Source organism: Actinomadura rubteroloni (assembly GCF_002911665.1).
Taxonomy (GTDB): domain Bacteria; phylum Actinomycetota; class Actinomycetes; order Streptosporangiales; family Streptosporangiaceae; genus Spirillospora; species Spirillospora rubteroloni.
Genome location: NZ_MTBP01000001.1, coordinates 2,030,660 through 2,049,932 on the forward strand (window position 1 = coordinate 2,030,660; position 19,273 = coordinate 2,049,932).

General features: G+C 74.8%; 16 protein-coding genes and 1 pseudogene. 5 read left to right on the forward strand and 12 right to left on the reverse strand.

Annotated features, from left to right (window positions below; genetic code table 11):
- Positions 1-30: 30 nt before the first annotated feature.
- Positions 31-828: an urea amidolyase associated protein UAAP1 gene (locus tag BTM25_RS08995; protein ID WP_103562221.1), complete on the reverse strand. Its 798-nt coding sequence runs from the start codon at positions 826-828 to the stop codon at positions 31-33.
- A 214-nt stretch (positions 829-1,042) separates the two neighbouring features.
- Here BTM25_RS08995 and BTM25_RS09000 point away from each other — a divergent pair, with 214 nt between their 5' ends.
- A complete protein-coding gene (locus BTM25_RS09000; protein ID WP_205648006.1) occupies positions 1,043-1,714 on the forward strand; it encodes a TetR/AcrR family transcriptional regulator in 672 nt (223 codons plus the stop codon).
- Here the strand turns inward: BTM25_RS09000 and BTM25_RS09005 are convergent.
- From BTM25_RS09005 to BTM25_RS09030, 6 genes are all read right to left on the reverse strand, one after another.
- Complete coding sequence (locus tag BTM25_RS09005) at positions 1,637-3,220, reverse strand: amino acid permease (protein WP_103562223.1); 1,584 nt, start codon at positions 3,218-3,220, stop codon at positions 1,637-1,639. The genes BTM25_RS09000 and BTM25_RS09005 overlap by 78 nt on opposite strands.
- A 167-nt stretch (positions 3,221-3,387) precedes the next feature.
- A complete protein-coding gene (locus BTM25_RS09010) occupies positions 3,388-3,996 on the reverse strand; it encodes a TIGR03086 family metal-binding protein (protein ID WP_103562224.1) in 609 nt (202 codons plus the stop codon).
- Positions 3,997-4,093: 97 nt separating this feature from the next.
- Positions 4,094-4,957: a DUF72 domain-containing protein gene (locus BTM25_RS09015; RefSeq protein ID WP_103562225.1), complete on the reverse strand. Its 864-nt coding sequence runs from the start codon at positions 4,955-4,957 to the stop codon at positions 4,094-4,096.
- 23 nt (positions 4,958-4,980) lie between these two features.
- The gene (locus BTM25_RS09020) at positions 4,981-7,641 is read right to left on the reverse strand and encodes an AAA family ATPase (protein ID WP_103562226.1); all 2,661 of its coding nucleotides are present in this window, start codon (positions 7,639-7,641) and stop codon (positions 4,981-4,983) included.
- Positions 7,642-7,734: 93 nt separating this feature from the next.
- Complete coding sequence (locus tag BTM25_RS09025; RefSeq protein ID WP_103562227.1) at positions 7,735-8,619, reverse strand: serine hydrolase; 885 nt, start codon at positions 8,617-8,619, stop codon at positions 7,735-7,737.
- Positions 8,616-9,563, reverse strand: coding sequence for a LysR family transcriptional regulator (locus tag BTM25_RS09030; RefSeq protein ID WP_103562228.1), 948 nt, complete (start codon positions 9,561-9,563; stop codon positions 8,616-8,618). The genes BTM25_RS09025 and BTM25_RS09030 overlap by 4 nt, the downstream gene beginning before the upstream one ends.
- A 113-nt stretch (positions 9,564-9,676) precedes the next feature.
- Here BTM25_RS09030 and BTM25_RS09035 point away from each other — a divergent pair, with 113 nt between their 5' ends.
- Positions 9,677-11,299 carry a penicillin-binding transpeptidase domain-containing protein gene (locus tag BTM25_RS09035; protein ID WP_103562229.1) on the forward strand — a complete coding sequence of 541 codons (1,623 nt, stop codon included), beginning with the start codon at positions 9,677-9,679 and terminating at the stop codon, positions 11,297-11,299.
- Positions 11,300-11,306: 7 nt separating this feature from the next.
- Here the strand turns inward: BTM25_RS09035 and BTM25_RS09040 are convergent, their stop codons facing one another.
- Both BTM25_RS09040 and BTM25_RS09045 read right to left on the reverse strand, forming a co-directional pair.
- Positions 11,307-12,323 carry a magnesium transporter CorA family protein gene (locus BTM25_RS09040; RefSeq protein ID WP_103562230.1) on the reverse strand — a complete coding sequence of 339 codons (1,017 nt, stop codon included), beginning with the start codon at positions 12,321-12,323 and terminating at the stop codon, positions 11,307-11,309.
- Positions 12,324-12,486: 163 nt separating this feature from the next.
- Complete coding sequence (locus BTM25_RS09045) at positions 12,487-13,488, reverse strand: LacI family DNA-binding transcriptional regulator (protein WP_103562231.1); 1,002 nt, start codon at positions 13,486-13,488, stop codon at positions 12,487-12,489.
- 172 nt (positions 13,489-13,660) lie between these two features.
- Between BTM25_RS09045 and BTM25_RS09050 the strand changes: the two genes are divergently transcribed.
- Both BTM25_RS09050 and BTM25_RS09055 read left to right on the forward strand, forming a co-directional pair.
- Entirely contained in the window at positions 13,661-14,884 is a 1,224-nt protein-coding gene (locus BTM25_RS09050) for an MFS transporter (RefSeq protein WP_103562232.1), read from the forward strand.
- 140 nt (positions 14,885-15,024) lie between these two features.
- Positions 15,025-15,852, forward strand: a complete 828-nt coding sequence (locus BTM25_RS09055) for an SAM-dependent methyltransferase (protein WP_235828307.1) — start codon at positions 15,025-15,027, stop codon at positions 15,850-15,852.
- 7 nt (positions 15,853-15,859) lie between these two features.
- Here the strand turns inward: BTM25_RS09055 and BTM25_RS09060 are convergent.
- Positions 15,860-17,032 (reverse strand): annotated as a pseudogene (locus BTM25_RS09060) (MFS transporter); the annotation flags it as partial.
- A gap of 20 nt (positions 17,033-17,052) precedes the next feature.
- On the opposite strand from BTM25_RS09060, the gene BTM25_RS09065 reads away from it, so the two are divergent.
- A complete protein-coding gene (locus BTM25_RS09065) occupies positions 17,053-17,502 on the forward strand; it encodes a winged helix-turn-helix transcriptional regulator (RefSeq protein ID WP_103562234.1) in 450 nt (149 codons plus the stop codon).
- A gap of 42 nt (positions 17,503-17,544) precedes the next feature.
- Here the strand turns inward: BTM25_RS09065 and BTM25_RS09070 are convergent, their stop codons facing one another.
- Both BTM25_RS09070 and BTM25_RS09075 read right to left on the reverse strand, forming a co-directional pair.
- On the reverse strand, positions 17,545-18,372 hold the full coding sequence (locus BTM25_RS09070; RefSeq protein WP_103562235.1) for an alpha/beta fold hydrolase: 828 nt from the start codon (positions 18,370-18,372) through the stop codon (positions 17,545-17,547).
- Positions 18,373-18,468: 96 nt separating this feature from the next.
- Positions 18,469-19,242, reverse strand: coding sequence for a helix-turn-helix domain-containing protein (locus tag BTM25_RS09075; RefSeq protein ID WP_103562236.1), 774 nt, complete (start codon positions 19,240-19,242; stop codon positions 18,469-18,471).
- Between the last annotated feature and the right edge of the window lie 31 nt (positions 19,243-19,273).

Consider the following 19,273-nt stretch of genomic DNA (forward strand, 5'->3'; position numbering starts at 1 on the left):
CATCAGGCGCCTCCACGCGCCGTCCGGCGGTCATGCGACGCCCCGGGCGGTGAGGTGGTCGGCGGTGTTGAGGAACGCGCGACGCGCCTCGGGGCTGGAGTTCCACAGCGGGTCGTCGGGACGCGTCGGCGTGCCCGGCCGGGCCAGGACCTCCAGCGGCGTGCAGGTGTAGTCCGGACGCGGGTCGACGGGATGTGCGGTGTTCGCGACGAGCACGATCAGCGGCATCTCGGCGCGCAGCGTGACGCTCGCGCCCGGCCGGGACGAGCCCTCGAACGTGAGGCGCCCGTCGTCCGGGTCCACGCGCACGCCTTTGAAGAAGGAGACGGACGGCGGCAGGTCGCGCGGCGTGAGGCCGTTCTTCGCGGCGGCCAGCGTGAACAGTTCCCGTCCCGCCGGGGACGCGCCGTGCGGGGAGCCGTCGCCGTACCGGGCCGCGTTGCGGGCCGACGTGGACGTGCCGCAGACCGTCTCGACGGCCGCGTCGGCGGCGAGGACGGACGCCAGCACCCGCCCCTGGTCGGACAGCAGCAGATGACCGGCGCCGGGGTAGGCGTTCCAGAGCACCTTGACCGTGTCGGCGACGTTCAGCCGCTCGAACGGACGGTCCGCGACGTACAGCAGGACGTGCGCGCAGGCGTCCCCGGCGACGTCGGTGAACCGCAGTTCCGTGCCGCGTGCGAGCACCTTGTGCGTGTAGTTCCCGCCCGCGACGGTCTCCGCCCAGACCGCGCCGTCCGGAGCGGGGACGCGGGGCATGGCCTCGACCTCGGTGCCGTCCTGGGCGCGGGCGTGATCCCGCGCGCCGTGGGTGGTCGCAGTGGTCATCGCGTCTCCCGTCCGTAGTTTCTGTCGCTCGATAGAAATTAAGGAGGCGATGTTGCCGGGCTGTTTCGTCCCGGTTGCTTCCATGACGCACGGATCTCACCGCTCGCCGCCCCGCCAGCACCGGCCGACACGAGGAAGCGGCGCGAGCAGGGGAGGCGCCTGGCGCAACGCGGGTGGGTGCGGCCGGAAATGGGGGCTGTGCGAGGATCGGCCGGTGAGCGTCTCTCGCAGAGCGGTCGGCAGGCCGCGTGCCGTCTCCCGGCCGAGCAGCGGGCTCAGCCCGCGCGAGGAGATCCTCGCGGCGGCGGGCGAGCTGTTCACCGTCCGGGGCTACGCGGCGACCTCGACGCGCGAGATCGCCGAGCGGGCCGGCATCCGGCAGGCGTCGATGTACCACTACTTCGGCGGCAAGGAGGAGATCCTCGCGAGTCTGCTGGAGAGCACGGTCCGGCCGTCGCTGGAGACCGCGAGGACGCTCGGGGACGCGTCCGCGCCGCCCGAGGCGCGGCTGTGGGCGCTCTGCTACCAGGACGCCCGGCTGCTCTGCACGGGCACCCACAACCTGGGTGCGCTCTACCTGCTCCCGGAGGCCGAGCGCGTCACCGGCTTCCAGGACCTGCGCGCGGAGCTGAAGGACGCCTACGACGACCTGCTGGCCCGGACCGCCGCCGCGTCCGCGCTGCCGGACGACGAGCGGACGGCCCGGAGCAGGCTCGTCTTCTCGCTGGTGGAGGGCGTGATCCTCATCCGCCGCGACAACCCGGGCCTTGACCCGGACGGCACGGCGGGCGCGACGGCGAACGCCGCCCTACGCGTTGGCGGCGTCCCCGAGCGCGACCTGCCCCGGCTGGCCCGCCTCGGCCGGGGCCTGCTCGACGCGGCCTGACCGCGCGGCCGAGGACCGCCGGTAGAGCGCGCCGACGACGACCGCGCCGCCGAGGAACAGCACGGTGAACCAGGTGAAGTACCACTGGCCGCTCGCGGGGGCGTAGACCGCCGGACGCGGCCACGCGAGGTTCACCGCCATCGCGAGGCCGTAGGCGAGGGCGAGCGCGTTCACCGGGAGGCCCCAGCGGCCGAGGGAGAAGAGGCGTCGGCCGGCCTCGTCCGTCCCGGCGGGGGCGCCGCCGCGCCACGAGCCGCGCAACCGCTGGTAGAGCAGCGGTCCGATCACCATCGCGTACGCGACGTACACCATGACGATGCAGGTGGTGCCGATCGCGAGGAAGGCGTCCGGCGACGCGAAGTCGAGCATGACGACGAGTGCCGCGAGGACGCCCGTCACCAGCGCCGTGCCGATCGGCATCCCGGTGCGCGGGGAGATCCTGGCGAGCGGGCGGGAGAACGGCACCATCCCGTCGCGCGCCATCGAGAACAGCATCCGGGTCGCGGCGGTCTGGATCGCCAGGGTCGCGACGCAGATCGCGACGACGACGTCCGCCAGCAGCACCTTGCCGACCCAGTCGCCGAGCCTGCTCGTCAGGACGTAGGACAGGCCGTCGGTCGCGAGCCGTCCGTCGGTGAGGCTCGGCGCGGCCAGCAGACCCGCGACGATGATCAGGCCGCCGAGCAGCCCGGCGGCGCCGAGCGCGGTGAGGATCGTGCGCGGCGCGACGGCGCGGGGCCGCCGCGTCTCCTCGCTCATCTCGCCCGCGCTGTCGAAGCCGATGAGGACGTAGGCGGCGGCGAACGACGCGACGAGCAGCGCCCCGAACGCGCCGCCCCGGCCCGCGCCGACGTGGAACGTCGCGGACGGCGCGTGGTCGGCGTGCGTCAGCAGCAGGACGACGATGAGCACCGCGCCGATGATCTCGGCGGTCACGCCCACGACGTTGACGCGGGCCATGATCCGGTTGTCCAGGACGTTCACGAAGGTCGTCGCGGCGAGCAGGATCAGGCCGAGGACGGCGGCGTTGGCGGCCCCCGTGCCCGACACCGGCGACGGGTCGCCGCCGACGAGCTGGAAGCCGTCCCAGATCGCGGGCAGGACGACCTGGAGCGCGAGCGCCGCCGCCGCGATGACCACGACCTGCCCCAGCACCATGATCCAGCCGGCGAACCAGCCGAACGCGGCGGTGCTCATCCGGCTGGACCACTGGTAGATGGCGCCCGAGATGGGGTAGCGGGCGGCCAGTTCGGCGAAGCACAGTGCGACGAGGAACTGGCCGGCGAGGACGACCGGCCACGTCCAGAAGAAGGCGGGGCCGCCGAAGGCGAAGCCGAGCCCGAAGAACTGGAAGACCGTGGTCAGCACGGAGATGAAGGAGAAGCCCGCGGCGAACGACGCGTACCTCCCCATGCTGCGGTGGAGTTCCTGCCGGTAGCCGAACGCCTGGAGGACGCGCGCGTCGGCGGAGGGCTCCGGGGCGGACGGCGCGGTGGGGACGGACATGGGGCCTCCCAGGGGGCCGCTAATTTCTGTCGGTTGACAGATAAATAGGCGGCCGCCGTTTCCCCCTCACGTCGCGTCCGTTTCGCGCCCGTAACGTCGCCCTCACGGCCCTCCGGCCCCCGAATCCCGCGCACGTCCTCCGCCCGCGTCCGGACGGCCCGCCGGGGTCAGGGCGTCCAGTCCGGCGACCGGCCGAGGACCGTCAGGACCCGGTCGAGCGTCGAGCCGCCGTCCGGGGCCGGCAGGACGGCGGCGAACGCCTTGCCGGGGCCGCGGAACTCGGGCCCGTCGGGGACGCGCAGCGCCACCTCCAGCGCGGCGGCGGCCGACTCCTCGTCGTCGGGGGAGGCCAGGCCGAGCGTGCGCGCCACGTCCCAGTTGTGGACGACGTAGTCGACGAGATGGAAGCCGAGCGCGACCGCGGGCGGAAAGAAGGCGTCCGTGCGGATCTCGGGAAGCCACAGCCCCCGTTCGGGCATGTCGCGCTCGAACGCGGCGGTGACGCGCGCGGCCGACGCGGAGTAGACGGCGCGGGCGGACGCGGCGTCCGGCCCGAGATCGGCGTCCCGCCAGCCGGACGCGTCGGCGGTCTCGCCCTCGGCCGCCGTCGCGAACCCGACGTGCTGCCCGGCCATGTGGGAGAGCAGGTCGCGCAGCGTCCAGCCCGCGCACGGCGTGGGACGGGCGAGGTCCGCGTCCGTGACGGTCGCCACGAGGTCGCGGGATCGCTCCAGAACCCGCCGGTCGAGCGACCGCAGTCGCGAAAGATCCTTCATGCGTCCGACCCTAGGGACGCGCACTGGCCCGCTAGAAGGTCCACTTTCCGCGAAATGCGACCAGGCCAAAGACACGCTCCGCCATCGGCCGTGCGGGTCAGGTGAGGAGGGTCTTCAGCCGGGCGGCGTTGCGCTGGGCGTGGTCCGCGCAGCAGTTGTTGAAGATGACGTGCGTCGTGGCCCGCTCGGCAAGGGTGTGGATCCGGGCGGCCCAGGCTCGTAGCTCGTCGTCTTCGTAGAAGTAGGTGAAGCGGCGGTCCAGGTCGCCGCTCGTCCAGTCCTCGCTGTGGCCGTGGAAGCGGACGACGGCCAGGTCCGAGGTCGCGGCGGTGAGGGGCGGGACGGACGACGTGTGGCCCTGCGGCATGTCCACGACCACGTAGGGGAGGTCGTGGGCCGCCAGGAAGTCCAGGGTCTCGTCGTGGTGCTCGGGAGCCAGCCAGCTCCGGTGCCGGAACTCGACGCAGATCCTCAGCGGCGCGCAGCGTTCCCGGATCTCCAGGATGCGGGCGCGGGACTTCGCGCTCGCGGTGAACCACGGCGGGAACTGGAACAGGACGGCTCCCAGCCGGTGAGCGTCATGCAGGACGGAGACGGCCGCCAGGAACCGATCCCACAGGGCGTCCAGGACGTCGGCCGGAACGTCCTTCGGGTAGAGGCGGCGGTCCGGCACGGCGGCGCGCAGGTCGCGCGGGAGGGCGGACGGACGCGTCGGATGCCCCGTCAGCAGCGCGAACGCCTTGACGTTGAACGTGAAGCCGTCGGGCGTCCGGTCCCGCCAGGCGCGCACGGTCTGCTCCGACGGCGGCGCGTAGTAGGTGGAGTCCACCTCGACCAGCGGGAACTGCGTGGCGTAGTACCGCAGCCGCGCCTCGGGGGTGCGGGCCTCGGCCGGGTACCAGCCCGAGGCGATCAGCGTCCGGTGCGTCCAGGAGGCCGTGCCGACCAGGATCTCTCCCATGCCGGCCCGGCTTACCCGACGGGCTAGAGGTAATGCCCGAGCAGTTCCTCGGGCTTGTCCAGGACGGGCGGAAGATCCTCCGGGAGCAGCGTCACCAGCGACCGCCGCGACGGCGACGGATGCGACGCGATCCGTTCGGACTGCCGCGCGGTGGCCACGTCCAGCAGGTTCCGCATCAGCCGCCCATTGCCGAACGACGACCCGCGCGGCGTGCCGCGCAGCATCCGGCCGAGCCGGTCCCGCGTGCCGTCGGCGAGGGCGAATCCGCTGTCGTCGGCCAGGTACTCGAACACCTGGATCAGCTCGGGGTCGGTGTAGTCGTCGAAGTGGATCTGCTTGGGGAACCGCGAGTCCAGGCCGGGGTTGGCGGCCAGGAACTCCTTCATCTCCCGCTCGTATCCGGCGACGACGACCACCAGGTCCTCGCGGTGGTCCTCCATCAGCTTCACGAGTTCGGCGATCGCCTCGTAGCCGTAGTCGCCCTTCAGGGCGGACTGGCTCAGCGTGTACGCCTCGTCGATGAACAGGACCCCGCCGAGCGCGCGCTCCACGAGCCGCCGGGTGCGGGGCGCGGTCTGCCCGATGTACTCGCCGACCAGATGCGCCCGCGATGCCTCCACCAGGTGCCCGGACGACAGGACGCCGAGCCGCTTGTAGATCCGTCCGAGCAGCCGCGCCACCATCGTCTTGCCGGTGCCGGGGTTGCCGGTGAAGACCATGTGCCGCGTCGGCGGCGCGACCTTCAGCCCCGCGTCGCGCCGCAGCCGCGCGGCCTGCGTGCCCGCGACGAGCAGCGCGATCTCCTTCTTGACGGTGTCCAGCCCGGTGAGCGCGGTGAGGTCGGCGAGCGGGTTGCCGATCGTCTGCCCGGTGTCGAGCGTGAGCGGCAGGTCCTGCTTGCGGACGACCGGCTCCCCGTCGCGGGTGAGGACGCGCGGCATGACCTGGTCGGCGAGGTGGCGGGCGAGGCGCGCGTTGCGGAGCGTCTGGACGGGCGGCGTCAGCGCGAGCAGTTCCCCGGCGGCGCCGGCGGCCTGCCGGGTGACGCGCCCGCCGGCCGCCTCGACGGCCCGCCGGAACAGCTCGGCGTGCCCCTCGGCGGTGAACGGGCGCGAGTGGGCGATCCGGAACTGCTGCGGCAGCGCCGGGTCGACCTCGCGGATGCGCTCGTCCCCGGCCGCGCCGCACAGCGCGACGAGGTGCAGGTCGGGGTGGATCGCGAGGACGCGGTTCAGCTCGGCCGCGAACACCTCGCCGTTGCCCGGGTCGGTGATCACCGCGTCCAGCCCGTCGATGATCATCAGCCGGTCGCCGACCGAGTCGCGGGCGTCGGCGTGCAGCCGCGCGACGGCGTCCGACAGCCGCTGCCCGACGAACAGGTTCCCGGTGAGCCAGAGCGGGTCCCGGCCGAGGGACAGGGCGCGGCCGAGTTCCTGCGCGGCGTCCCGTTTGCCGGTGCTGTCGGGGCCGGCGAGGAGCAGCCGGACGGTGCCCCCGGCCGCGACGGTCTCGCGCAGCGCCGCGACGATCTCGGGCTGCTCGACCAGCCGCGCGCCGATGGGCGGGGCCTGCGGCTCGCCGGACGCGCCGTCGGCCGTGGCGGGCGTCGCCCGGGGGACCTGCCGGAGCGTGTCGCCGAGCGCGTTCACCACGCGGCGGCGCGGCCCGAAGATCCGCCGCAGGTCGGTCTGGAACTGCCGGACGGGGATCCACTCGGTGCGCGGGAACCACGGGTCGCCGGGCAGGCCCTGGACGGTCGCGACGAACCGCATCGCCATGTCCAGCCAGGCCCGGCACGCGTCCGCCGCGCCCTCGACCAGCGCGCGGGCGAGCCACGCCTGCGTGTGCTCCTGCCAGCGGGCGGCCTTGAACCCGCGCCGCTCGGCGGCGAACCGCTCGCGCAGGGCGCCGTAGCGGTCCTCGCCGAGCGCGACGACCATCTCGGCGGGGACGTGCTCCATGCTGCCCTGGAGCAGCAGCCGGGCCAGGTGCGTGGTGACGCTCTCCTCGACGGGCGCGGCGGCGTTCAGGTGCTCGAACGCGGCCAGCAGCCCTTGGACGACCCACTCCAGATAGCCGACGGGGCCGAGCAGTTCGGGCAGCAGCGCGATCGTCTCGTCGTCGGCGCGGGCGCTCCAGTGCTCGCGCAGCTCCAGCTTCGGGAGGTTGACGTCGCAGTCCGGCGGGTCGGCGTAGAGGCGCAGCAGGGCGGCGCGGCGCTCGTCCAGCGGCGCGATGCCCTCCAGCGCGACGAGCGCGTCCCGGGCCAGATCGATCGCCAGCTCGCGGTCGGCGACCTCGATGAGCCAGTCCACCGGGGGGCGCCACCGGCCGCCGGGCGCGTCCCAGCGGGTCATGCGGGAGTTGAGCTGCGCCGGGTTGACGAGATGGCGGCCGAGCAGCCGCTCGGGGAGCTGCGACCACGAGCCGGCCTTGATCGCGCCGCCGCCGGGCAGGTAGGCGAGGATCCCGAAGGTCTCGGCCAGGACGAGCGGCGCGGGCAGGGTCAGCAGCTTGTGCTCGTCGGTGGTGAGCCCGGCGGCGCGCGGGTCGGCGGCCAGCGCGTCGATCCGGGCGCTGACCTGCTCGAACAGGCCGTCCGGCACGCGCCAGGGCCCGTAGGCGTAGACGTCGAGGACCGGCTCGTCGGTGAGCAGTAGCTCCAGATGCTCCGGCAGCCGCAACGCAATCTCCCCAAGATTCAACAAAGCCGTGGTAACAGCCTACGAGCGTCGGCGGCTGCTCCGCGCGCCCGAACTCACAACCCGTCGCGGCGATCACGGCCGGCGGGGCCGCCGCAGGGCCTCGACGGCCAGCCGCGCGGCGGCGCCGATCACGGCGTCGGCCTGCGGCAGCGCCGCCACGGGACGGGCGGCGCGGGTGAACACGGCGACGGCGTACCGGCCGCCGTCGGGATATTCGACGACGCCGATCTCGTTGCGGATCGTCGGCAGAGTGCCGGTCTTGCCGCCCACCCGGACGTCGTCGAACGGGAAGCCCGCCGACAGCCGGTGCGGCCAGACCTGGAGGCCGAACATCCGCCGCATCTGCGCGCACGCGGCGGGCGGGGCGGCCTCGTCGCGCCAGACGAGCCCGAGCAGCGCGGCCATCTCGCGGGGCGTGGAACGGGACGTCAGGACCGGGTTCAGCGCCCGGATGCGCTCCAGGAGCCCGGGTTCGTCCAGCCGGGCCCACAGCTCGCCGAAGTCGGCGGCGCCCGCGTCGGCGAGCATCCCGGCGAACAGCTCGCGGGCGTCGCCGGTGATCCGGGTGGCGGTGAGGCCGAGCCCGGCCAGGACGGCGTTGACGGCGTCCGCGCCGCCGACCCGGTCGTAGAGGGCGTCCGCCGCCGCGTTGTCGCTGACGGTGATCATGAGGGCGGCCAGGTCGCGGAGGGAGAGCGTGACGTCGTCCAGCAGGATCGACGTCCCGGTCGGCCCCTCCGCGCGGTCCCCGGGCCGCAGCGTGACGCGTTCGGCCGGGTCGAGCAGCCCCGCGGCGGCCTGCCGGAAGAACGCGACGAGCAGCGGCACCTTGAACACCGACGCGAGCACGACGGGCTCGTCGGCGCGGACCCGCACGCTGCGGCCGGTGTCGACGTCCTCGGCGTGGAGCCAGCCGGCGACCCCGGCGGCGCGGAACGCGTCCTCGACGGCCTTCACGCGAGGAACCCCGAGGACGGGCGGAACTCGACGCGGCGGAGCGGGCCTGCGCCGAGCGGGGTCATGCCGGCCTCGGTGCGGAGCACGGCGGTGGCGACGGCGGCGAAGTCGGCGACGGCCGGGTCGGCGCCGTCGGCGCGCCAGGCGCAGGACGTCCGCCAGACGATCGGGTCCCCGGCGAGCGCCCGCCACGCGGTGCCGGGCGGGATCGCGGCGGGTTCGGGGACGAGCGCGACGGCCGTCCCGGACAGGACGAGCCCGAGCGCGAACTCGGCGCGGCGCGCGGTGTGGACGGCGGGCGGGTCGTAGCCGTCGCGGCGGCACGCGGCGAGCCATTCGTCGTGGCTGCCGGGCGCCTCGTCGCGGGGGAACAGGACGAGGTCGCGGCCCGCGAGGTCGCCGAGCCGCAGGTCCGCCGGGGCGTCGGCGGCGGGCAACAGCGCGCCGATCCGCTGGCCGAGCATCGGGCCGAGCGCGAGGCCGCGCGTGTCGGTGGGGTGGCGCAGCACGCCGGCGTCCAGGGTGCCGTCGGCGAGCGCGGCGGCCTGCCGGCCGGTGGCGATCTCGCGCAGGTCCAGCCGGACGGCGGGCCGCCGGGCGCGGAACGCGGCGATGAGCGCGGCGACGACGCCGCCGCCGAGCCCGGCGGGGATCCCGGCGCGCAGCGCGCCGTCCGCGCTCTGCCGGACGCGGTCGCCGAGCGTGTGGACGCGGTCGGCGAGGGCGAGGAGTTCGCGGGCGTCGTCCAGCAGGAGCCGTCCGGCGGGGGTCGGGACGACGCGGCGGCTGGAGCGGTCGAACAGCGTGACGCCGAGTTCGGTCTCCAGCCGCCGGATCCGCTGGCTGAGCGGCGGCTGGGCCATGCCGAGCCGTTCGGCGGCCCGGCCGAAGTGCAGTTCCTCGGCGACCGCGACGAAGCACCGCAGATGGCCGACGAGGTTCACGGCCAGCGACGATATCAAATCCGATATACAACTGAGAATCATATGAATCTTGGACAAAATGCCGCCGACCTGGTGTCCTGTCCGCCGGGGATCCACGACGGACGGGGGACGGGATGCGACGGGCCTGGCTCGTGATCGCGGTGATCGCGGCGGTGCTGGCGGGCGGGGGAGCGTTCTGGCTCCTGCGCGGGGACGACGGGCCGGGCGACACGGCCCGCCGCTACCTCGCCGCGTGGACGCGCGGCGACTTCCCGGCCGTGGCGGCGCTGACCGAGGGCGCCCCGCCCGACCTCGCGCGGCGGCTGGGCACGGCCCGCGACGACATGGCGGCATCACGGCAGGTCTACACCGTCGCGTCCACGGGCGACAAAACCGTGTCGTTCGAGGCCGCCTTCACCCTCGCCGGGAACCGGACGTGGTCGTACACGGGCGTCCTGCCGTTCACCAAGTCCGGCGGGAAGTGGCGGGTGGCGTGGACGCCGGAGATCCTCTACCCCGGGCTCAAGGACGGCCAGCGGCTGCGCACCTCGCGGGCCTGGCCGTCGCGGGCGGCCGTCCACGCGGCCGACGGCACGACGCTGAGCGGCCCGGGCTCGGCGGGCCAGCTCGCCGGGACGACCGCGCCCGCCACGGCCGACGCCGCGCGCAAGCTCGGCGCCCCCTACAAGAAGGGCGACCTGGCCGGCACCGACGGCCTCCAGCACCAGTACGAGCGGCGGCTCGCCGGGACGCCCGCGCTGGCCGTCCAGATCGTGGACGGCTCCGGCGCCGTCGTGAAGACCCTCCAGCGCTTCGGCGGCAAGGACGGCACGCCGCTCACGACGACGATCGACGCGAAGGCGCAGCGGGCCGCGTCCGCCGCGCTCGCGGGCGTGGACAAGCCCGCCTCGCTCGTCGCGCTCCGCCCGTCCACGGGCGAGATCCTGGCGGTCGCCAACAAGCCCGGCGGCTACAACCGGGCGCTGATGGGCCGCTACCCGCCCGGTTCCACGTTCAAGGTCGTCACTGCGGCGGCGCTGGTCGCGGGCGGGATGGGCGCGGGGACGCCGGTCGCGTGCCCGGCGACGGTGTCGATCGGCGGCCGGACGTTCAAGAACAGCGAGTACGAGAAGTTCGGGACCGTCCCGCTCCGGGACGCGTTCGCGCACTCGTGCAACACGACGTTCGCCAAGCTCGCCGTGGACCGGCTCGGCGAGAAGCGCCTGGCGCAGGTCGCCGCGCAGTTCGGGTTCAACGCGCCGATCATCGGCGGGCTGCCCGCCGTCCGCGCCGCGTTCCCCGCCACCGCCGACGCGACCGGCCTGGCCGCCGCCGCGTTCGGCCAGGGCGAGGTGCTGACGAGCCCGCTCAACATGGCGGCCGTCGCGGGCGCGGCGGCGGCGGGCACGTGGCGGTCGCCGCGCATCGTGGCGCCGGGACTCGTCTCGCAGGCCGTGGACGCGGGCGGGCGCAGGCCCGAGCCGCCGCACGCCCTCGACCCGGGCGTCAAGCGCGCCCTGCACACGCTGATGCCCGCCGTGGTCAGCGAGGGCACGGCGCGCGGGGTGGACTTCCCGTCCGGGACGGCGGGCAAGACCGGCACCGCCGAGTTCGGCTCCGGGACGAACCCGCCCACGCACGCCTGGTTCATCGGCTACCGGGGCGACCTGGCGTTCGCCGTGGTGATCGAGGGCGGCGGCACCGGGGCCGAGGCGGCGGCGCCCGTCGCGGCGGCGTTCCTGCGCGCCGCGTCATGAGCCGGGCTCAGAGCCAGCCGTTGCGCTTGAACACGCCGTAGAGCCCGACGCCGAGCACGACGAGCACGACGGAGCTGACCACGAACCCCGACGACGCGTCCCGGCCCGGGAAGGCCAGGTTCTGCCCGAAGAACCCGGTCACGGCCGTCGGGACGGCGATGATCGCGGCCCAGCTCGTGACCTTCTTCATCACCTCGTTCAGCCGGTTGTCCTGGAGCGCGATACGCGTTTCGAGCAGGTCGGCAACAAGGTCGCGCAGCCCGTCGGTCCACTCGCCGACGTGCAGCGCGTGGTCGTAGACGTCCTGGTAGTAGGGCCGCATCGAGTCCGGGACGAGTTCGGTGTCGCGGCGCAGCAGCGTGCTCAAGATCTCCCGCATCGGCAGCGCGACGCGGCGCAGCGCGCCGAGGTTCTTGCGGAGCCGGAAGCTGCGGTGCTGGATCTCGCGGCCCTGCGGCGCGTCGTCGAAGACCAGTTCCTCCACGGCGTCGGTCTCGTCGTCCAAAGCCTGGACGGCGTCGAGCTGCCCGTCCACGATCTGGTCGAGCAGCCCGTACAGCAGCAGGGACCGGACGTTCTCCGCCTCGTCGGCCACGCCCCGGCGCCACAGCGAGAGGTCGTCGTCCCAGCGCCGGACGAGCCCGTCCATGTCGAACGCGTCGTCGTCGCGGACGGTCACGAGCGCCCGGTCGCAGACGAACGCCGACACCTCGTGCAGCGCGAGCCGCCCTTTCGCGGCGGACGCGGCGTAGAGGTTGAGGAAGAGGTAGCCGGTGTAGCGGTCGAGCTTGGTGCGCTCCCGGTGGGTGACGGCGTCCTCCAGCGCGACGTGGTCGAGGCCGAGCACGTCGGCGACGAGCCGCAGATCGTCCTCGGACGGGGCGCACAGGTCCACCCAGACGGCGGCGTCGGCGTCGGCGACGCGGTCGCGCAGTTCGCTGAGCGGGAAGTCGTCCGCCGTGGTCTTCCCGCCGCGCCACTGACGCGTGCGGACGTGGGACGGTTGCGCGGAGCCGGAGGTCATGGCGACCCTTATACCCGGATGCGCCGCTTCCACCGTCGGCCGCCCGCCCTCAACGCCGTAGCCCACGGGGAAGCCGAGCCGCGTCGAGGACGGCGGCCGTCGGCTGGCGCGGCGCGAGACGGCCGGCGGCCAGTTGAGACGCGACCGCCTCGGCCAAGGAGTTTCAGCGCGGTGGGGCGGTGGACGCGCGTACGACCAGGGAGCCGGGCAGCGCGACGGACGCGGGGCGCCGCCCGTCGAGCAGGTCGAGCAAAGCCGTCATGCCGCGTGCGCCGAGGTCCCCGGCGGGCAGCCGGACGGTCGTCAGCTCCGGTTCCAGCGCGGTGGCGAGCTGCTCGTCGTCGAAGCCGGTGACGGACACGTCGCCGGGCACGTTCAGGCCGCGCAGCCGGGCGGCCTTGTAGGCGCCGGCGGCCATCACGTCGTCGTCGCAGATCAGCGCGGTCGGGTGGGACGGGCCGTCCAGCAGCGCGCCCGCCGCGTCCCGGGCCGCCGCGACGTCCAGCGCGGCGGCGGCGCGCGTCCACGCGCCGCCCGGCAGCGCGTCCACGGCGGAGGCGAGGGCGGCGCCCCGTGCGTGGAACGTCCACTGGTCCAGCGCCGCCGCGACGTGCCCGAACCGGCGGTGGCCGAGGGCGGCGAGATGCGCGACGACCGCGCGCATGCCGTCCTCGACGGCGAACGCCACGGTCGGGACGGGCCCGGCGGGGTCGCTGTCGAGCAGGACGAGCGGGAGGCCGCCGAACCCGGACGGGACGTCCGGCCCGACCGACGACACCAGGACCCCGTCGATCGCCTCTTGGGACGCGGCGAACGGGCTCCCCGCGGGGCCGGCGCCGTCCGGCCACGGGTAGAGGACGACCCCGAACCCGTGCCGCGCCGCGACCCGCGCCGCACCGTCGTAGACGGCGCCGAAGAACGGGACGATCGACGGCACCAGGAACAGGACCGTCCGGGCCGTGCCGAGCCGCAGGCTGCGCGCCGCGCGGTTCGGCCGGTAGCCGAGGCGGCCGGCGGCGTCCTGGACGGCGGCGGCGGTGGCGGGGGAGACGCGTCCGGTCCACTTCCCGCCGAGGACGAGCGACACCGTGGACTGCGAGACCCCGGCCGCCCGCGCGACGTCCCGGCTCGTCGGACGCGCGGCGGGGCCGCCGGTGGCGTGCAACGGGGCCTCCCTGACGACTGTGCCGACGTCGTCCAGGTTACGGCCTTGACACAGGTGTCAGTTGGAACGTCTGTGCAGAATTACATGGCTGTACAGGCCTTCGTGGTGGTTTGGTAGGGCGCAACAAGTAATACGTATGACCCGCCGGTAACTACGCAGCCTCGGGGGCCGGATGCTCGCCTACGTCCATTTCCTGCGCACGCCCTACGCCGCGCGGCTGCTCGGCGGCACGCTGCTCGGCCGGCTGCCCAACGGGATGGCGGTGCTCGCGATCGTCTTACACGTCCGGGCGGGCCACGGCGGCTACCCGCTCGCCGGGACGCTCGCCGCCGTCTCCGGCCTCGCGATGGCGGCGGGCCAGCCGGTGCTCGGCCGCGCGATGGACCGGTACGGGCAGGCGCGGATCCTGATCCCGTCGGCGCTGGTGGCCGCCGCCGGGTACGCGGTGCTCGCGGGCGTCGGCGCGCGTCCGCTGCCGGTCGCGACGGCCGCCGTGGTCGTCGCCGGGTTCGCGACGCCGCCGCTGGAGGCGGGCCTGCGCGCCCTGTGGCCGGACGTGCTGCGCGATCCCGGCCAGGTGCAGGTCGCCTACGCGCTGGACGCCGCCGCGCAGGAGGTGCTGTTCACCGTCGGGCCGCTGCTCGTCGTGGCCGCCGCCGCGTGGTCGACGTCCGCCGCGCTGGTGCTGACCGGCGCGCTCGGCGTCGCGGGGACGCTCGTCGTCGCGGGCTCGCCGCCGTCGCGGCGCTGGCGCGGCGCGGACCGCGCCGCGGACTGGGCCGGGCCGCTGCGCTCGCCGGGCCTGCGGCGGCTGCTGCTCGCGCTGGCCTTCGCGGGCGTCGCGCTCGGCGTGTACGCGGTCGCGGTCGTCGCCTACGCCGAGCGCGCCGGACGGGCCGAGGCGTCCGGCCTGCTGCTCGCGGCGATGGCGGCGGGCGCGCTGACCGGCGGCCTGGTCTACGGCGCGCTGTCGTTCACGCGGGACCCGGCGGCGCGGCTGCCGTGGCTGCTCGCGGCGCTCGCGGCCGGGTACGTCCCGCTGGCGTGGGCGCCGCCGCTGCCGGTGATGCTGGTGCTCGCGTTCGCCAGCGGAGTGTTCCTCGCGCCGTCGCTGGCCTGCTGCTTCTCGCTGGTGGACCGGCTGGCCCCGGCCGGGACGGTCACCGAGGCGTTCGCGTGGATCGTCGCGGCCGTCGGCGCGGGCAGCTCGCTCGGCTCGTTCGCCGCCGGGTTCGGCCAGGACCTCGCGGGCGTGCCGGGCGCGTTCGCGGGCGCGGCGGCGGGCGGCGCGCTCGCCCTGCTGACCGTCCTGACCGCCGCGCGGCTGCTGCGGCCCGTCCCGGCCCCCGCCGGCCCGCGCACCCCGCTGGCCGTCGGCGCCCGCCGCGACGCTTAGCGGGGCTGCGGTCGGCGAGCGGCCGCCCGGCATAGCCCCGGCCCGACCGCGCCGTCGTGCGGGCGGCCCGTCCGCGGGGGACGGGCGGCGACTTATGATCGGCATGAGTCCCGCCCGGCGACCGCAGACAGGACCCCCGCATGGCGCCCGAGCCCCCGCCGCCCGCGACGGCGGCGGCCCGCATCGACACGACGCGGCCCCATTCGGCCCGCGTGTGGGACCACTGGCTCGGCGGCAAGGACAACTACAAGGTCGACCGTGAGCTGGGCGACCAGGTGGAGCGAACGTTCCCGCACGTCGTCGCGATGGCCCGCGCCGGGCGCGCGTTCATGCACCGCGCCGTCGCCCATCTCGCCCGCGACGCCGGGATCCGGCAGTTCCTCGACATCGGGACGGGCATGCCGACGGCCCCGAACGTCCACGAGGTCGCGCAGGGCATCGCGCCGGAGTCGCGGGTCGTGTACGCCGACAACGACCCGGCCGTCCTCGCGCACGCCCGCGCGCTGCTCACCTCGACCGGCCCCGGCTCCTGCGCCTACCTCGACGCCGACCTGCGCGAGCCCGGACGCGTTCTGTCGCTGGCCGGCCGGTCCCTGAACCTAGGCGAACCCGTCGCGGTCCTGCTGATCAGCGTGCTGCACTTCATCGGCGACGACGAGGACGCCGTCAGCATCGTCGGCCGCCTGATGGGGCGCCTGGCCCCCGGCAGCCACCTCGCGATCACGCACGCGACCGACGAGATCGGCGGCCCGGCGGTCACGGAGGCGATGGAGGCGTGGAACCGGACGGTCGTGACCCCGCTCCGCCCGCGCGGGCGCGCCGCGTTCACCGAGCTGTTCTTCACGCGGCTCGGCCTGGAGCTGGTGGAGCCGGGGGTGGTGTCGCCGCCGCACTGGCGTCCGGGGGCGTCCGCCGCGCCGCACCAGCCGGACGTGCCGTACTGGGTCGGCGTGGCGCGCAAGCCGTAGCGGCCCACACGGCGAGCGCCGCCGCGCTGAGGCCCGCGCCGAGCGCGCAGACGGCGCCCCAGCCCGCCGCCGCGTACAGCGCGGTCGCGGCGAGCGCGCCGGACGCGCTGCCCGCCGAGTAGAAGATCATGTATCCGCCGATGACGCGCGCGCCCGGCCGGGCCGCGTAGATCACGCTCTGGCTCGTCACGTGGACGGCCTGCACCGCGAAGTCGAGCATGACGACGCCCGCCGCGAGCGCCCACAGCGACGACCCCGTGAACGCCAGCGGCAGCCAGGACGCGGTGAGCAGCACGAGCCCCGCCGAGGTCGTCCACGCCGCCCGGCCGCGATCGCCGAGCCGTCCGGCCAGGGGCGCGGCGAGCGCGCCCGCCGCGCCCGCGAGCCCGAACGCGCCGATCGCCGCCGGGGACAGGCCGCGTGCGCTCAGCGGCAGCGCGACACAGCTCCACAGCGTGCTGAACGCGGCGAAGACCAGCAGCGCGAGGACGCCGCGCAGCCGCAGGGCGGGCTCCCGGACGAACAGCGCCACGGTCGACCGCAGCAGCCGGCCGTATCCGGGGGCGGGCGGCAGTTCCTGAGACGGCAGGACGCGGTGCAGGGCGAAGGCGAGGACGCCCGTCACGGCCGCCGACGCCAGGTACACCGCCCGCCAGCCCGCGAGATCGGCCAGCACGCCCGCGACCGCGCGGGCGAGCAGGATGCCGGTGACGATGCCCCCGGTGACGAGCCCGACGACGCGTCCGCGCCGCTCCGGGGCCGTCAGCGCGGCGGCGAACGCCACGAGCGTCTGCGCGACGACCGCGAGCAGCCCCACGGCGGCGACGCCCGCCAGCAGCACCGCCGCGTCCGGCGCGGCGCCGACGACGGCGAGGGCCGCCGCGAGCGCGAGCGTCTGCGCGACGGCGAGCCGCCGCCGGTCCACGACGTCGCCGAGCGGGACGAGCAGGAACAGCCCGAGCCCGTAGCCGACCTGGGTCACGGTGACGACCGCGCCGAGCGCGCCGGACCCGATCGCGAGGTCGCGGCCGAGCGCGGGCAGGAGCGGCTGGGCGAAGTAGACGTTCGCGACGGCCGAGCCGCACGCGACGGCGAGGAGCGCGACGACGCGCGGCCCCATGGGCACCTCCAGTGGTTTCAACTTGCTACCGAACGGCACGGTAACCAGATTTGGTAGCATGTTGCAACCAAGGAGGCGGGATGGTGCGGCGGACGAGGCTGGACGACAGCGAGTGCCCGGTCGCGCGCTCGGTGGACGCCATCGGCGACTGGTGGTCCCTGCTGATCGTGCGCGACGCGTTCGACGGCAGCCGGCGCTTCGGCGAGTTCCAGCGGAGCCTCGGCGTCGCGAAGAACATCCTCGCGGCGCGGCTGCGGGCGCTGGTGGACGGCGGCGTGCTCGCGTCCGTCCCGGCCCGCGACGGCGGCGCGCACCGCGAGTACGTCCTGACGGAGAAGGGCGAGGCGCTGTTCCCCGTCGTCGTCGCGCTGCGGCAGTGGGGCGAGGGGCACTTCTTCGCGCCCGGCGAGGAGCGCTCACGGCTCGTGGACCGCCGGGACGGGCGTCCGCTGCGCCCGCTGGAGGTCCGCGCCGGCGACGGACGCCCCGTCGCGCCCGCCGACACCGTCGTCGAGAAGCCGGGGGGATGACCGTGCGGGGAGGGCACCGCCATGCCCTCCCGCGCACGGGGCTCAGGAACCGAGGAAGTCCAGCAGGTCCCGGTTGAAGCGCTCCTTGTACCCGGGCACGCTCGCCATCCCGTGCGACCCGCCCTCGTAGACGGTCAGGTTCGCGTACGAGACGATCTCGGCGGCCTTGCGCGCCGTCGCGTCGATCGGGACGATCTGGTCGTCGTCGCCGTGGACGATCAGCGTCGGCACGTCGAAGCGCCGCAGGTCCTCGGTGAAGTCGGTCGAGGCGAAGGCGTCCACGCACGCCACGCCCGCCTGGACGTTCTCCTGCATCGCCATCAGCCAGAAGGCGTACTTGTTGCCGCCGGTGACGTCGCTTCCGGGACGGTTCGCGCCGTAGAACTGGTCGGCGAGGTCCAGCCAGAACTGCGAGCGCTCGTGCAGGATGCCGTCCTTGAGGCCCTCCAGGACGTCCTTCGGCACGCCCTCGGGGTTGGACTCGGTCTGCACGAGCAGCGGCGGGATCGCCGACAGCAGGACGGCCTTGCCGACCCGTCCGGTGCCGTACCGGCCGATGTAGCGGGTGATCTCGCCGCCGCCCATCGAGTGCCCGACGAGCGACACGCCCTTGAGGTCCAGCGCCTCGATGAGGTCGGACAGGTCGTCGGCGAACGTGTCGAAGTCGTAGCCGCCGTAGGGCTGGCTGGAGCGGCCGTGGCCCCGCCGGTCGTGCGCGATGGCGCGGTACCCGGCGTCCGCGACCGCCTTCATCTGGTCCTGCCACGCGTCGGCGTTCAGGGGCCAGCCGTGGCTGAACAGCACGGGCGGGCCGCTGCCCCAGTCGTGGTAGTAGATCTCCGTTCCGTCGCGGGTGGTCACGAACCCCATGGCGCTCCTCCTCCGGCTTGGATCAGGGCGCCGCACCTGCCCGCGAGGCCGTCCCGTCAAAGGTCCGCGCGTGAATCTTTTACCCGGACGTGAGGATCAGGCGCGTGCGTAGCGGCCGGGCGGGACGCCCACGGCGGCGGTGAAGTCGCGCGTCAGATGGGCCTGGTCGCTGTAGCCGAGGTCGGACGCGAGCGCGGCCCAGTCCACGGCCGTCCCCGCGTGGGCGCGTGCGGCGGCCTCGTGCAGGCGGGCGCGGCGCAGCACCCACTTCGGGGAGACGCCGACATGGTCGGCGAAGAGGCGCTGGAGCGTCCGCACCGAGACGCCGAGGTCGGCGGCGAGCCGGTCCACCCGGACCAGGGACGGGTCGGCGGTGATCCGCCGGACGATCTCCGCCGCGTCGGCCGCGCCCGGCGGCCGGGGCGCGGCGAGCCGGGGCCGCAGGAAGTCCTCCACGACGGAGGTGTCCGCGGGGTCGGCGAGGACGCGCGCGTTCAGCTCGTCCACCGCCGGGCCGAGCAGACTTGACGCCGGGACGCGCCGGTCCGTCAGGTCCGCCGCCGGGCCCGGCCACAGCGGATGGAACCCGCCGGGCAGGAACCGGACGCCGAGCACGTGGCCCGTCCCGGTGAGGCGGCGCGTGAACACCGACCGGTCCACGCCGTACACGAGCGGGACGGGCTCCTCGAACACCAGATGGATGTTCGGATGCGACAGCACCTTCGTCTCGTACGGCTCGGCCGCCTCCCACCGGACGTGCCAGTAGTACTCGACGCACGCGGCGAGATCGGTGCTCGGCGGATAGGTCGCGACCGTGACGATCGGGGCGTGCTGGTCCGGATAGAGCACTCCGCGCGGTACGTCGGCCATAGTCCCAGGTTAATGTCGCGTTTGTTCAAGA